A 15,554-nucleotide genomic window follows, 5' to 3' on the forward strand; every position below is an offset into this window, starting at 1 on the left:
TTGAATAATTACTTATATAAGCATACCTTAATCGGAAATCATTTCGCGGACGTGGGGAATCTCTTGATGTGAAACTTTTCTAATTTGGGACGCTAATAAAGTTTCAACTGCAACAGTTTGGCCGTCAAAAGTTATAAATTCAACTTCATAGCCTCGTCCATTATTATAAATCATCACAACATTTCCGATATCACCTCTTTCCAAACCGGATTGTGGCAAAGCAATGTTTAAAATGATTTTATCAAACTCCTTTATATTTTCCATAGGTTTTTCCTTATAACCAAAAGGAATCTAGAAGTCGTTCTGGCCAACCTTTAGCGATCAAAATCCAGTAAAACCAAATCCAGATTAGGAACATTGACGAATCCTTTGTCAAAAGTTACAAACTCAATTTTGAGAAATTGAGCCGTCGCGGCGATGATGGCATCAGGAAGTTTAATTTTCTTCGCCTTTTTAAGGTCAATTGTGAATTCTTTGATTTTGGGAATCACGTCAATAACTGAGCACTCTTTCAAAAACTTCTTAATTCCTTTGATACTTTCTTCAGTAAGCCCATTATAACTTAGAAGCTCAATTTCAGTGATTACAGATAAGTATAAAATATTTCCGTCCAAAGCTTCTATTGCTTTTGGATGGCCATTGAAAAAATAGATCAGGGCATTCGTATCAATTAATACTCTATTCCCATTCATCTCTTACTTGCTTTTGATAAGTAAGACCATCCACTGGGAATTTGATTTTTCCTGCATACTTTTTTGCATCAAAACCTTTTCGGGTAGCTCTGTCTTCCTCAATTGCTTTCATAGCATCTTTAATTGCCGTGGGCGGGGAATCTTTCTTAATAACTACAACCATGACTGGATAAGATAATTTTTTAAATTATTTAATTTAATACTAATTTACGCATTCGCTTTTGATTAGCAATAAGTTAGAGGCCCGTACCACTACTTCGATTAAATTAGTTAGTATTTCCCGGTTTGCGTAGTATAAGTACTCTCAAAAATCTTATCTGCATTTGCAGCTTCAAAGCCATCCCGGCGATTTTTTCTTGAAATTTGATCCGCTGGCAGGTTTGCAAATTCTGGCAAAACTCTTCTTTCCGCAAATTCTACATAGGAACCAGAAATTTCATACGTTTCGCCGCCTGCAAATTCGGCTTCGATCATCTGTGCAACAGTTGCGCTTTGTATTAAACCACCATCCGGACTGGTTTTTATTTTTCCTCCGGCTGTGTTCAGTATGATTCCATGTTTTTCCAGAAAAGTATTGAAATCAGCAACTGTATTATATCCATTAGGCAAGTTGTGCACGCTGATCGTGAAATGATTCAAATAATAGCGGTTGTAAATCACCCAGGCGGCATATTCACTTTCTTTTAATAAAGTCAGGTAATCACTTAATGTGGGCGTTCGCCAAAGTGGTGTGTGCAGAAATGCATCAACGGCTTTTCCATCATTCAAATCAAGATCATCAGCCGGATCGCTTATAACCTCATCAGTATAACTTTTAATAATGCGCTGACTTTCCTCTGAAAGATCGCCGACCCGAAGTTCACTTACAAAAATCCTTGGATCAGTCTCTCTTGGCGGACTGTACCACCAGGCATCCAGTTTTTTTCCTTCAAAAAAATAATGGTCCCGTTTTTCATATCCGTAATGCTGAAATATTTTTTCAAAAGAGCTGATTCCAAGCTGTGGAACGCCCATGGTCCGGAAAGCAATATGATCATTCTCAATCGCCGATTCGCTTTGAATAATCCCCTCCGAAACCATAGCATTCAGGATTGTTTCAACATCCGGCACCCGGTCTTGATAACGACGCATAAGTCCTTCTAAAACAACATCCAATGTAATTGTATTTTGATCAGGGAATGACATATAAATAATGTTGAATTAACTATTTGTGTAAATATTCATAGTCGTTTTAGACCCAATAACGTATAATGTTTATGAATAACTTTCATAAACAAAAACATAACTGACATTTTATTCGTTTTATTAAAATAATTTAAAATATTTAGAGTATAATTATAACCAGAAATATTTTATCAAGTAATACTGTACCAGAATTCTTATAATTAAGGTAATAATACAATGAATAAGCGACTCCTCTTATTGGCTGGAATTGTTCTTACCACAGTTGTTGGTGTTATTTCCTGTTTTCAAAAAAACGGTAGTGCCACCAAAAAGTCTTCCGAAGAAGTTGTCAGCTATAACTTTCATATTCGCCCGATTTTATCAGATAAATGTTTCGCCTGTCACGGTCCTGATGCAAACAAAAGGGAGGCAGGGTTACGGCTGGATATGGCGGAAAGCGCATATTCAAAATTGAAAGATGGAAAAGGAGCCGTTGCCATTTTTCCGGGTAAACCTGAGCAATCTGAATTATACAAAAGAATAACTTCCCTGGATCCTGAAATACAGATGCCGACACCGGAATCTCATTTGGGGTTGTTGAATGAATCGGAAATTGGGTTGGTGAAAAAGTGGATTGAGCAGGGTGCAAAATATGAAAAACACTGGGCGTTTGCTGCACCTGTTCTACCAAAAATACCTGAAATTGATAAAAAGGACTGGCCAAAAAACGAGATTGATTATTTCACTCTTGCCAAAATGGAAAGTCTGGGAATAACGCCTAATGATGAAGCGGATAAAAGTCATTTGTTAAAGCGGGTAGCGCTCGATCTGACTGGCCTGCCTCCTTCGATTGAGCTACAAAACAAATTTGCCGCCGACAATAGCACCAATGCTTATGAAAAAGTAGTCGATGAATTGCTCAGCCAAAAAACTTATGGCGAAAAAATGGCACTTCATTGGCTGGATGTTGCCCGTTATGCCGATTCCTATGGTTATCAGGATGACGAAATCCGGACACAATGGCCATGGCGGGATTGGGTGATCAGCGCCTTCAATAAAAATCTTTCCTACGATAAATTCCTGACCTGGCAAATTGCAGGTGATATGCTTCCGAATGCAAGCAAAGAACAGATTCTTGCTACAGCATTTTTCAGAAATCATAAGTACACCGAAGAAGGGGGTGTAATTCCGGAAGAGTACCGGATTGAATATAATATTGACAAAACGAAAACATACGGGATGGGAATTCTGGGTCTTTCGGTAGAATGTGCCCAGTGCCACGATCACAAATACGACCCGATTTCCCAGGAAGATTATTACAGGCTTTTTGCATTCTTTAATAACACAAAAGAAGTGGGTTACGAGGGAGATATTTCTCAAACGAAACCTGCAAAAAATCCGATCATGACCATTTCTGATGCGGAAGCTAAAAGCATACTGACATTTATAAACCGGCCCGATACCAGCAAATTAATGGTTTCGGTAATGGGAGAAAGAGATACATTACGGGCAACGCATATTTTGAACCGCGGCGTTTATGATGCACCGGGAAAAGTTGTGACAGCTTCCGGCCTTCCTTCGGTGATGAAGTTTGATACCACGAAAATCCCTCAAAACAGGTTAGGATTGGCGAGTTGGACGACAAGCAAACAAAATCCGTTAACGGCCAGAGTTTTTGTAAACCAAATCTGGCAGGAGTTCTTTGGACGGGGAATTGTGAAAAGCACAGGTGATTTCGGTATGCAGGGTGAATTGCCAACCCATCCTGCCCTGCTCGACTGGATGGCCGTAGATTTTATGAATCATGGCTGGGATATCAAACGCTTGGTAAAACAGATTGTGACTTCCAGTACTTACAAGCAATCAGCCAAACTGACCAAAGAAAAAGAGAAACTCGATCCTGATAATATTTATTTGTCTCGTGGACCTCGTTACCGTCTACCAGCAGAATCAGTTCGTGATATAGTTTTATCCAGCAGTGGATTGTTAAATTCAAAAATCGGCGGACCAAGCGTTAAGCCGTATCAACCCAAGGGATTATGGGAAGCGGCGACTTCCGGGCGTGGACAGCTGGCAAAATATAACCAGGACCATAATGACGCGCTATACCGACGGGGAATGTACACGTTTATCAAGCTTACCGTTCCGCCGCCGTCTATGATCATTTTCGATGCCAGTAACAGGGATCATTGTGAAGTGAAACGTTCAAAAACGAATACACCTTTGCAGGCTTTGGTGATGCTGAATGATCCGGCAGTTTTGGAAGCATCCAGAGTTTTGGCGGAGAAGATGTCCTTAAAATCTTTGTCTCCAGAACAAAAAATTACGGAATCATTTCAAAGAATTGTTTGTAGAAAACCATCTGACAAAGAAGTCAAATTACTGACGGAATATTATAACGACGAGTTGTCATCGATTGGGAAAAATAAGAATCAGGCGCATAAGATTTTGAATGTAGGCGAGTTTCCACATGAAGTGAAAGTGAAAGAAAATGAAGCAGCAGCGTTGATGCGGGTAATTAACACGCTATATAATATGGAAGAGACGATCACTAAATCCTAAGACCTAAAACTTAACCGCAATAGACGCAAATGGTTTACGCAATGGACGCGATTGAAGTCCAGTCTTGCGTCCATTGCGAAACCCATAGCGACTATTGCGGTTAAAAAAGAAACCGAAGATGGAAAAACCGATATTTGATTTTGGTTTAAATACGAACCGCCGGCATTTCTTATCCAAACTTAGTTTGGGTTTAGGAAGTGCTGCCCTAGGTTCCCTGCTGATACCTGACATGTTCAAAGGAGGCGGCGAAAGCGATGTAAATGAGCTCATGGCCGGATTGCCACATTTTGCTCCCAAAGCAAAACGTGTGATATATCTTTTTCAAAACGGCGCACCTTCTCAGCTAGATTTGTTTGATTACAAACCGATGCTCAATAAAATGCACGGACAGGATCTGCCAGAATCCATTCGTGCTGGTCAAAGGTTAACAGGTATGACAGCCAATCAGGCCAAATTTCCGCTTGCTGGTTCAGTTTTTAACTTTGCCCAATATGGAAAATCGGGGGCATGGATGAGCGAGTTGTTGCCGCATATGTCAAAAATTGTGGATGATCTTTGTATTATAAAATCACTCAATACCGAAGCAATCAACCACGATCCTGCATTGACCTTTTTCCAAACCGGCGCACAGGTTGGAAACCGTCCGAGTATGGGTTCCTGGTTGAGTTATGGTTTGGGAAGTGAGAATCAGAACTTGCCGGGATTTTGCGTGCTTTTGTCGCGTGGAAAGGGAAACGGACAAGGGGTTTATTCTAAATTGTGGACAAATGGATTTCTGGATTCGGTTCATCAGGGCGTACAATTCAGCAGTGGAGAAAATCCTGTGCTTTATTTGAATGATCCCGATGGAATGAACCGGGAAGAAAGGCGAAAAATGCTGGATAAGCTTTCACAATTAAACCAAAATACATTCGACGAGTTTGCAGATCCGGAAGTGACGGCGAAAATTCAGCAGTATGAAATGGCCTATCGGATGCAAACTGCTGTTCCGGAAATTACGGATATGACAAAGGAGCCGGAGTCTATCGTGAAAATGTACGGACCGGAATGTCTGGTGCCCGGCACTTATGCTGCAAATTGTCTTTTAGCAAGAAAGTTATCCGAACAAGGCGTTCGTTTTATTCAGCTTTATCATCAGGGCTGGGATAGTCATGGAGGTTTACCGAATGAGATTAAAGGCCAGTGTATGGATGTTGACCAATCTTCCGCCGCACTGATTACCGATTTGAAACAACGTGGATTACTGGATGAAACGCTGGTGATCTGGGGCGGCGAATTTGGCCGGACAAACTATTGTCAGGGTACTTTGACAAAAGATAATTATGGCCGTGATCATCATCCGAGAGCTTTCACAGTATGGATGGCGGGTGGAGGTGTGAAGCCAGGAATTGTTTATGGTGAAACCGATGAATTTGGGTATAACATAGTAAAAGATCCCGTGCACGTGCATGATTTCCATGCAACGATATTAAATCAATTGGGTCTGGATCATGAGAAATTAGTTTACAAACATCAGGGACGCCGTTACAGGCTTACTGACGTTGCTGGCAAATTGGTAAAAGGAATTATTGCTTAAATGGAGTCAGCATCACAACCGAATGGCCGTTCTTTTTCAAGTTGGAAGGGATGGATTTATAATTTCGCCTTCTTCCTGAACGGCCTTTTAATTTTTCTTTTACTATTTGAAAACCGATTTGTAGTGCCCGTGTGGATGCAATCGTTGGGACGTATGCACCCATTGGTATTGCATTTTCCATTGGTCGTTTTGATGCTATATGCCTTCTGGATCCTTATTGTAGAAAAGAAAGAATCAAGCAGATGGAATGAAGATTTGGCAGATATACTTTTACTGATCGGAATCGTGACGGCAGCAATTGCAGCTTTTTCCGGTTTTGTATTATCCCGTGAAGACGGTTACGAAAAAGACGCGCTTTTCTGGCATAAATGGCTTGGAATTGCGATTTCGATATGTAGTATTATTTGGTATAGCTACAAAAAATATCTGCCTCCCTGGAAAATTCCTGCGAAACTGATATCAGTTTCGCTTCTTCTGATGCTTTTAATCGGCGGACATTTGGGCGGAAATATCACGCATGGTGAAGATTTCCTGACGGCGCCGATGCAGTTGGCCGTTGTTGAAAACGATAAAGTAACTTTTGAAGAAGCCAACGTTTATACCGATCTGGTTGAGCCGATTTTGGAACAGAAATGTATTTCCTGCCATAATGAACAAAAGGCGAAAGGAAATCTCCAGATGCAGACTAAAGAATTGTTTGCAAAAGGTGGTAAAGAAGGAACGCCCTGGGATACTACAAAAGCGGATCTGGGAGTTTTATTAACCCGCGTTCATTTGCCTCTTGACGACAAAAAACATATGCCGCCGAGAGGAAAAGCACCGCTTACCGATGATGAAATTGCTTTACTGGAAGCGTGGATAAAAGGTGGTTCACGGTTTGATGAAATGGTAAAATCCGTCAGTCCGCAAAACCCGATATATAGTTATGCGCAAAATGTTCTTGCAGGTGCTGAGGCGGAAGAAAAGTATGATTTCAGTGCCGCAAGTCCGGATAAAATTAAAAAGCTGAATTCAACTTATCGCCTGATAAAATCCGTTGCAGCTGAATCTCCTGCTTTGGCTGTAAACTTTTACAACCGTGCTAATTTCAAAAGTGAAGATATCGCTGCATTGGCACCTTTGAAGGAACAGATCATAGCAATGGATCTGAGTAAAATGCCTGTGAAAGATGAAGATCTGAAAACTATTTCCCAGTTTACGGAATTGAGAAAACTGATCCTGAATTTTACAGATATTAACGGATCTACTTTACCAGAATTGAAAAAGTTAACAAAACTAAAAAGTTTGTCAATAAGTGGTACGAAGGTAAAACTGCCGCAAATTCAGGCACTTTCGGAAATTCCGGCTTTGAAAAATGTCTTTGTCTGGAATACAGATCTGACAAAGCAGGAAATGCTCACTTTGAAAAAGTCTTCTAAAATCAGTTATGAAACGGGCTTTGCAGGCGACACCGTGGTGCTGAATCTGAATCCTCCAATTGTTGAAAATGAAGATCCAATTCTTGCCGGAAATACCTTAATTCGTATGAAGCATCAGATTCCAGGTACTGTTATCCGGTATTCACTGGATGGAAAGGAGCCGGATAGTACGACCTCGGAAATTTATAACAAACCGTTTGCAGTAACTCAAAATACAAAACTCATTGCGAAAGCTTTCAAAAAGGGATGGTATGGTAGTAAGCCAGTCGAGAAGTTTTTCTTTAAATCCACCTATCGGCCTGATAGCGTGAGGCTGATTACAAAAGCTGATTTGAAATATCCGGCGCAGGGAAATAAAACTTTGAACGACGGTGTGAAAAGCGATGAGTCAACATCAAGCGGGAAATGGCTTGGCTATCTCAATCAAGATTTGCAGGCTTATTTGTATTTTAAGAATCCGGTTAAAGCACAAAGCGTGACGCTCAGTATGCTGCGAAATATCGGCAGTTATATTTTCCCGCCTGTACGTCTCGAAGTCTGGGGCGGGACTGATGAAAAACAGATGAAATTGCTGAAAGTGATAACACCGGAAATGCCAGTTAAGGCAACTAAGAATTCTGAAAACCTCGTTTACGATTTCACATTTCCTCCTCAGGAAATAAGTTGTCTGAAAGTTGTAGCAAAACCTTTGGCAAAACTTCCGTCATGGCATCCGGGAAAAGGTCAGAAAGCCTGGGTATTTATGGATGAGGTTTTTGTCAACTAAAGTAGAACTTAAAAAGAAAACATTCTTAAAATAAAAGCTCCGACAATGGCGCCTAAAATAGGTCCGGCAATGGGAACCCAGGCATAACCCCACTCAGAAGATCCTTTTTTGTGGATTGGTAAAATAGCATGAGCAATTCTCGGTCCTAAATCCCGCACAGGATTAATGGCATAACCGGTTGTTCCACCCAAGGATAATCCAATACTCCAAACGAGCATACCGACAAGATAAGGCGCGACGCCAGAAGGAATCGGTCCGCGCTGCACATCAGAAGTGCCAGAGAAACCAATGGCAGCAATACCAATAATCAGAATAATTGTAGCAATAAATTCACTTAAAAAGTTAGCTCCTGGTGATTTGATGGCAGGATTTGTAGAAAAACAGGCGAGTTTGCTGCCCGGATCGTCGGTGGCTTTCCAATGAGGCAGATATTGAAAATAAACGAGTACCGCACCAAGAAATGCACCAATTAACTGAGCAGTTATAAAGCTAAGAACATTACTATAATCATTTTTTAAAACAGCAAATGCTATCGTTACAGCAGGATTTAAATGCGCTCCGGGACTTCCAAAAGCGTTGGCAATAAAAACACCAAAAATTACTGCAAATGCCCAGCCGGCAGTGATGACAATCCATCCTCCGTTTTCCCCTTTTGTTTGTTTCAAAACAACGTTGGCAACGACGCCGTTTCCTAATAAAATAACGATCATAGTACCGACTAATTCTCCGATAAATGGGGTTTGGTGCATGGGATGGATTATGGAATAAAGATTGTTTAGCAAATATGTAAATAGTATTAAAATAACCTAGACAAATACCAAAAAGAATATTCATACCTGTTATACAAGTTTCTCCTCGTGATTTCTACTAACTTTGCATCAAAATTTATCTTTCTGCATTGTAAATCATGTCATTAAATCAACTTACGGCTATCTCGCCGGTCGACGGTCGCTATTATAAGCAAGTATCTGAGCTTTCTTCTTATTTTTCTGAATATGCCTTAATCTATTACAGAGTATATGTTGAGGTAGAATATTTCATCGCGCTTTGCGAAATCCCGCTTCCTCAGCTTTCAGAATTTGATAAGAAACTTTATTCTTCTTTACGTAAGATTTACGAAGATTTTAATGAAGAAGACGCGCTGCACATCAAGGATATTGAGAAAGAGACAAACCATGATGTAAAAGCTGTTGAGTATTTTATCAAAGAAGAATTTGAAAAACTGGGCATTGATGCATACTCGGAATTTATACATTTTGGTCTTACTTCTCAGGATATAAACAACACGGCTATTCCGCTTTCATTGAAAGATGCGTTGGAAAGAACGATCAAACCGTTGTTCCGCCAGGTTCTTTTTGTATTGAAAAGAATGTCAATTGAGTGGAAAAATATTCCAATGCTTGCTTTCACCCACGGACAGCCAGCTTCTCCGACGCGTGTTGGAAAGGAATTTCTGGTATTTGTTGAACGTCTGGAACGTCAGCTTGAAATGCTGGACAAGATTCCACATTCTGCGAAATTTGGTGGCGCGACGGGTAATTTTAACGCCCATCATGTAGCCTATCCAAAACAGGACTGGATGGCTTTTGGTAATCATTTTGTTGATGGATTAGGTTTAAAACGCAGTCGCCATACCACACAAATTGAGCATTATGATAACCTGGCAGCGATTTTTGATAATCTGAAAAGACTCAATACAATCCTGACAGATCTTAACCGGGATATGTGGACTTACATTTCCATGGGTTATTTCAAACAAAAAATTAAGGCGGGTGAAGTAGGTTCGTCTGCTATGCCGCATAAAGTAAATCCGATCGATTTTGAAAACTCGGAAGGAAACCTTGGACTGGCTTCGGCTTTGTTCGAGCATTTTGCACAGAAATTGCCAATTTCGCGTTTGCAAAGAGATTTGACAGATTCTACTGTGCTACGGAACATAGGCGTTCCTTTGGCACATCAGGCTATCGCGCTTAATTCTTTGATCAAAGGATTGGGTAAGCTTGAACTTAACGAGGATATGCTGAAATCTGAACTGGAAGATAACTGGGCGGTGGTTTCAGAAGCAATTCAAACCATTCTTCGTCGCGAAGGATATCCAAAACCATACGAAGCCCTAAAATCATTGACGCGTACCAACGCAAAAATTACACACGAATCTATTTCGCATTTTATTGAGACATTAGATGTGGCAGAAAGTATTCGTGAAGAACTGAGACAAATTACTCCGTTTAATTATTTGGGGGTTGTTGAGGAGACGAAGTAATTGAGGTTTTAATTGTTGTTAGGAATTAAGGAGTCAGCCTTTCGTAGGTTGACTCCTTTTTCATTGAATATTATTGATCAGTATCTTTAATGTTAAGATACGTGGTTTATCTAGTTTTTTTAAACCTTTTATAATATCCAGTCCATCCAATGCCAGACGTTGTTTTTTAGCAATTTCTGCAAGAAGTCTGAGTCTATCCGTTTTAGACATTCCTTGGGCAATAAATACAGAGTTTAAATTTTCAATATTTGATAAGACGGCAAGATCATTAATGCTCGCCATATCTCTAATATTTTCTCCATTTAAGGCTCGCTGCGTATTTGCTTGCTTCCAATCTTTTGCCGTGCAACCCCACAATGCGATGTTTAATAAATCAGCTTCGTCAGCATATAATATCCATTCTTTTGCTTTTGAATACTCGGCTTTGGGGAGAATGTAATCTTTTACTGCATCAGTATGAAGTCGGTAATTGGTCTTGCTTAAAATTCGTTTGACGTTCCACTCTAAATTATATTCATTGCTTTCAAGCTCCTTAAGTCGTTGGTATTCCTTTACAATATGCAACTGGAACACTGGGCTAATCCACATTCCAAAATTAAATGCTATGTCTTTGTGCGCATAGGTTCCTCCATATCTACCAGTTTTAGCGGTAATGCCGATTGAACCTGTTTTTTCACACCACTCCTTAACACTCATTTTGAAGTTGTTAAGTCCAGACTTATCTTTAATTATGGCGAATTCGCCATAATTAAAATCGGGGTTATGCATTGCTTCCCACGCACCTATATATTCTAATGTGTTTCTGTTTCTAAGCCAGTCACTAACGAAAAAATCACCGTCTTTAGCTCTTATCATATCAGTAAGGCTGATAAAATCTTCATTGTTAACAGTAGTTATTCCTATTTCAATGTCCTGAACTGTTATTTTATTATACTTACTCATTTCGCGGATAAGATCTTTATGCTACTGATGATTCAGTGTGTTTTTATTTTTAAATTCAGGTATAAGCTCATTCTCATCCACACTTCGAAGAACCACAATCCTTGCAAGTCAGACAGCCTTCCTGGTAAAGCAGATTAGTAGAATTACAATTCTGGCATTTTTGCTTTTTAACCTCAGTCCCATCCGGAACATATCGTTTTAGAGCACGCGCCACACCATTTTTCCAAGTATTAATCGATTCGTCCAGTTGCAAGCTGCTGATCAGATCAACGACTTTTTCAATCGGCATACCGTGGCGTAAGGTGCTGGAAAGTAATTTCGCGTAGTTCCAGTATTCAGGATTGAATTTGTGTGATAATCCTTCAATCGTGGTTTTGTAGCCACGCATGTTTTTATATTGAAAATCGTAACGTGAACTGCCGTCAGCTTCGCGGTTTTTAATGATCAAACCTTCGTTTACCCATCTTGGGATCAAAATTCCGTCTTCATCATCAGCAAAACCTGTGAAAATTTCATACGGTCTGTCGTCGATCAAACCAATAAAGGCGATCCATTTATCTTTTTTATTTTGGAAACGAACAATTTCGGCTTCCAAAATCTGTGGTCTTATGGTTGGGAATGGCGTGTTGGTGATTTTGTCTTCTTCTTTTTTCTCCTCATTTGAAATCAAGACCCCCGAACGCGAACCGTCTCTGTAAACCGTAACTCCTTTACATCCCGCTTTCCAGGCTTCCAGGTAACATTCACCAACCAATTCCTCGGTTACATCATTCGGCATATTGATCGTAACACTGATCGAATGATCCACCCATTTCTGGATTGCGCCCTGCATTTTCACCTTTTTCAGGTAATCTACATCATTCGAAGTTGCTTTATAATATGGAGACTGTTTTACCAGATCATCCAGTTCTTTCTGACCATAATTTTTTGTCAGATCATGACCATTCACTTCCATCCATTGTTTGAAACGATGGTGGAAAACAACATATTCTTCCCATGAATCACCCACTTCATCCACAAAATCAACACGTGCGTCCTGATCATTCGGATTCACTTTTCTTCTTCTTTTGTAAACCGGCATAAATACCGGCTCGATACCAGAACTTGTTTGTGACATCAAACTGGTTGTACCAGTCGGAGCGATCGTCAGAAGCGCAATATTTCTACGGCCATGTTCCAGCATTTCGTAGTAAAGCTGTCCATCCGCTTCTTTCAAACGTAGCATGAACGGATTATTTTTCTCTCTGTCTGCATCAAAAATGCTAAATGCACCACGCTCTTTTGCCGTATTCACCGATGCACGGTAAGCTTCCAGCGCAATGGTTTTATGGATTTCAACCGAAAATTCAGAACCTTCGTCACTTCCGTAACGCAGGCCAAGTGCCGCCAGCATATCACCTTCGGCTGTGATACCGATTCCGGTTCTTCTGCCTTCTCTTGCTTTCGTCTGGATGTTCAACCAAAGATTTCTTTCCGTGCGTTTGATCTCTTCATCTTCCGGATCTTCGTTTATTTTTTGCAAAATCGCATCGATTTTTTCAAGTTCCAGATCGATGATATCATCCATCATACGCTGTGCCGCGTTGATGTGCTTTTTGAAAAGCTCCCAGTTGAAAGCTGCTTTTTTGGTAAAAGGATTTTCAACGTAAGAAAATAAATTGATTGCCAGCAAACGACAGGAATCATACGGACATAATGGAATTTCACCGCATGGATTGGTTGAAACCGTTTTATAACCTAAGTCAGCATAACAATCCGGCAAAGATTCTCTGATAATGGTATCCCAGAACAAAATCCCCGGCTCAGCTGATTGCCATGCATTATGAACGATTTTTTTCCATAGTGCAGTCGGATCGATTTCTTTTGTATAAACCGGATTCTCACTATCGATAGGATATTGTTGTGTATAAGGTTGATGAGCTTCAACCGCGCGCATAAAAGCGTCGTCAATTCTTACAGAAACATTGGCGCCGGTCACTTTGCCTTGTTCCAGTTTGGCATTGATGAAATCGCCGGAATCGGGATGTTTTATCGCAACGGAAAGCATCAAAGCGCCTCTTCTTCCATCCTGAGCCACTTCACGGGTCGAGTTAGAGAAACGCTCCATGAAGGGAACAATTCCCGTAGAAGTTAGTGCAGAATTTTTAACCGGCGAACCTTTCGGACGGATATGCGATAAATCATGGCCAACGCCTCCACGTCTTTTCATCAACTGAACCTGCTCCTGGTCAATTTTCATGATCCCGCCGTAAGAATCTGAATCGCCGTTATTGCCAATTACAAAACAATTGGAAAGCGACGCAATCTGGTATGGATTACCAATTCCGGTCATCGGACTGCCTTGTGGAATAATATATTTGAAATCCTTGATCAGATCAAAAACTTCATCTTCCGTCATCGGATTTGGATAGCGAACTTCAATACGGGCAATTTCGCTGGCAATACGGCGGTGCATATCGTTTGGCGTTGCCTCGAAAATAGCCCCGTAAGAATCTTTTAGTGCATATTTATTAACCCAGACACGGGCCGCAAGATCGTCGCCTTTGAAGTATTCCAGCGACTGTTGGTAGGCTTCATCTGATGTGTAAGTAGTCTTATTTTCAGATGGTTTCGTTATTTCCATTTTGTATATTTTTAGTCTTTTTGATGATTCATCTATTTATCAAAGTTAATTATTTGTTAAGTTTTCTAAACATTAAAATTTAAAAAGTTTTCAAAAAATATTTATAATTAACTATATATCAGTATAATACGTTTTTTATATCGTTTAAAAGTTTACAAATAATTATTAAGCGTAATTATTTTTGTAAAAAGTTTGTTAACGAATTCTTTTTCAGTGGTATCTGTCTGATAGAGCTAAGTTTAGGGAATTAAAAGTTGGAAATTCAATTTGATTTTCACTGACAATAAAAAATCCCACACCTGTTGGTACGGGACTATATTCTTTGAACAATAGACTTAGACAATTCTGAAAATGTAGTTTACCAAACCCGTGTCAGCATCACTAGTTTTTGTTGTCTAACCAAATAGCGTCGGTTGTTCAACTTGATTAGCTTTTAAACTATATTGATTTGTTCTGCCTTTTTTTACTATTTGAATTTTATCCATTTTTTGTAAAAACGTTGCTAACTTTTTAGTTGTCCAATCCAATCCAGCTTTGTCAAGAATTTCTTCTGCGGAAAGGGGCTTTCCATTAAAAACCCTGGATATTCGTTCATTGACTTCGTCAATAGAATTCAACGATTCCTGGACTAATAATGTTGGAGACGGTTGTACAGCATAAATAGTGTTTGCATCTTCAACCCCGTTGTAGTCAACAGCAATTGCACCTTTTTGAATTAAAAGAAGGTTTGCGTTTTTTTCATTGGGCTCTGGCGTCCTTACAAAAATTTTTCTTCCCTTTTTAAGTCCGTCAATCACGCCTGACCATGTCCCACCTTTTTCGCTTGATTCAGCTACGAAAATTTCGTCGGCAAGTCCATAAATGATAGGATTACGAGCCATTGCTAATCCAGCCGACCAAACAGATTTAGGATGAAATGTACTTAAAACCAAAACATCACCATCTACAATTTGCTTGTAATAAGTTTTAAAGCCAGAATTGAATGTCGTAATTCCTTGCGGTAGAACGATAATGCTCTGACCCTTGTGCTCTATTGCAGAATCCAATGCCTGTTTGTCAACACCTTTTGCAAATCCACTTACAACGACCTTGAAATCTTTGCTTGCAAGTTTTGCAATATGATCAGTGAACTCCAGAGACTTTCCCTCTGCTGCTCTGGAACCTACAATGGCAATTGATTTTTCGTGAAGTATTTGCTTATTGCCCTTTACATACAATAGTGGAGGAGAATGAGTGGCTTTGAGATTTTTTTTTAGTGTTTTTGAATATTCAGTAGAAGTTATCGGTATAAGTTCATAACCTTGACTAAACAAGTTTTCTGCAAAAAATGCATTGTTAGGAAGCTCAGACTTTGCGTTTTGTAAATCAGAAATTTCTTTTGAGTCAAGTTGGTATTTGCTATCTAAAACCGATTCAGGTAAGTTGAAAAATTCTTCTATTGTTATTTTTTCGTCATGAAAGAATTTTACGATAAGGCTATTGATCTTGCCGTAGCCCCACTTGGGTAAATGGGCTAATGTTATCCAGTACGTTGCTTCGTTTTTCATT

General features: G+C 39.8%; 12 protein-coding genes. 4 read left to right on the top strand and 8 right to left on the bottom strand.

Annotated elements, in window-relative coordinates:
* Positions 1–27: 27 nt before the first annotated feature.
* The 4 genes from L0657_RS15060 to L0657_RS15075 form a co-directional block, all read right to left on the bottom strand.
* A complete protein-coding gene (locus L0657_RS15060) occupies positions 28–264 on the bottom strand; it encodes a DUF4926 domain-containing protein (RefSeq protein WP_235151625.1) in 237 nt (78 codons plus the stop codon).
* A 50-nt stretch (positions 265–314) separates the two neighbouring features.
* Positions 315–692 (bottom strand): type II toxin-antitoxin system VapC family toxin, encoded by a 378-nt coding sequence (locus tag L0657_RS15065; RefSeq protein ID WP_235151626.1) that lies wholly within the window; start codon positions 690–692, stop codon positions 315–317.
* Entirely contained in the window at positions 679–855 is a 177-nt protein-coding gene (locus tag L0657_RS15070) for a hypothetical protein (protein WP_235151627.1), read from the bottom strand. Before L0657_RS15070 ends, L0657_RS15065 begins: the two co-directional genes overlap by 14 nt.
* Positions 856–962: 107 nt before the next feature.
* Complete coding sequence (locus L0657_RS15075) at positions 963–1,877, bottom strand: DUF1338 domain-containing protein (protein WP_235151628.1); 915 nt, start codon at positions 1,875–1,877, stop codon at positions 963–965.
* A gap of 216 nt (positions 1,878–2,093) precedes the next feature.
* Between L0657_RS15075 and L0657_RS15080 the strand changes: the two genes are divergently transcribed.
* From L0657_RS15080 to L0657_RS15090, 3 genes are all read left to right on the top strand, one after another.
* Positions 2,094–4,418, top strand: a complete 2,325-nt coding sequence (locus L0657_RS15080; protein ID WP_235151629.1) for a PSD1 and planctomycete cytochrome C domain-containing protein — start codon at positions 2,094–2,096, stop codon at positions 4,416–4,418.
* Positions 4,419–4,536: 118 nt separating this feature from the next.
* The gene (locus L0657_RS15085) at positions 4,537–5,994 is read left to right on the top strand and encodes a DUF1501 domain-containing protein (RefSeq protein ID WP_234648243.1); all 1,458 of its coding nucleotides are present in this window, start codon (positions 4,537–4,539) and stop codon (positions 5,992–5,994) included.
* On the top strand, positions 5,995–8,178 hold the full coding sequence (locus tag L0657_RS15090) for a DUF2231 domain-containing protein (RefSeq protein ID WP_235151630.1): 2,184 nt from the start codon (positions 5,995–5,997) through the stop codon (positions 8,176–8,178).
* 8 nt (positions 8,179–8,186) lie between these two features.
* Here L0657_RS15090 and L0657_RS15095 read toward each other — a convergent pair whose 3' ends face one another.
* Positions 8,187–8,927, bottom strand: coding sequence for an MIP/aquaporin family protein (locus tag L0657_RS15095; protein ID WP_235151631.1), 741 nt, complete (start codon positions 8,925–8,927; stop codon positions 8,187–8,189).
* 158 nt (positions 8,928–9,085) lie between these two features.
* Here L0657_RS15095 and purB point away from each other — a divergent pair, with 158 nt between their 5' ends.
* Complete coding sequence (gene purB, locus L0657_RS15100; protein WP_234648239.1) at positions 9,086–10,441, top strand: adenylosuccinate lyase; 1,356 nt, start codon at positions 9,086–9,088, stop codon at positions 10,439–10,441.
* A 60-nt stretch (positions 10,442–10,501) separates the two neighbouring features.
* Here the strand turns inward: purB and L0657_RS15105 are convergent, their stop codons facing one another.
* The 3 genes from L0657_RS15105 to L0657_RS15115 all read right to left on the bottom strand — a co-directional run bounded on the left by L0657_RS15105 (position 10,502) and on the right by L0657_RS15115 (position 15,553).
* On the bottom strand, positions 10,502–11,383 hold the full coding sequence (locus L0657_RS15105; protein WP_235151632.1) for a KilA-N domain-containing protein: 882 nt from the start codon (positions 11,381–11,383) through the stop codon (positions 10,502–10,504).
* A gap of 73 nt (positions 11,384–11,456) precedes the next feature.
* Positions 11,457–14,006, bottom strand: a complete 2,550-nt coding sequence (locus L0657_RS15110) for an adenosylcobalamin-dependent ribonucleoside-diphosphate reductase (RefSeq protein ID WP_235151633.1) — start codon at positions 14,004–14,006, stop codon at positions 11,457–11,459.
* Positions 14,007–14,401: 395 nt separating this feature from the next.
* Positions 14,402–15,553, bottom strand: a complete 1,152-nt coding sequence (locus tag L0657_RS15115; protein WP_235151634.1) for a DNA-processing protein DprA — start codon at positions 15,551–15,553, stop codon at positions 14,402–14,404.
* Position 15,554: the final 1 nt, after the last annotated feature.

The organism is Dyadobacter sp. CY345, from assembly GCF_021502725.1.
Classification (GTDB): Bacteria; Bacteroidota; Bacteroidia; order Cytophagales; family Spirosomataceae; genus Dyadobacter.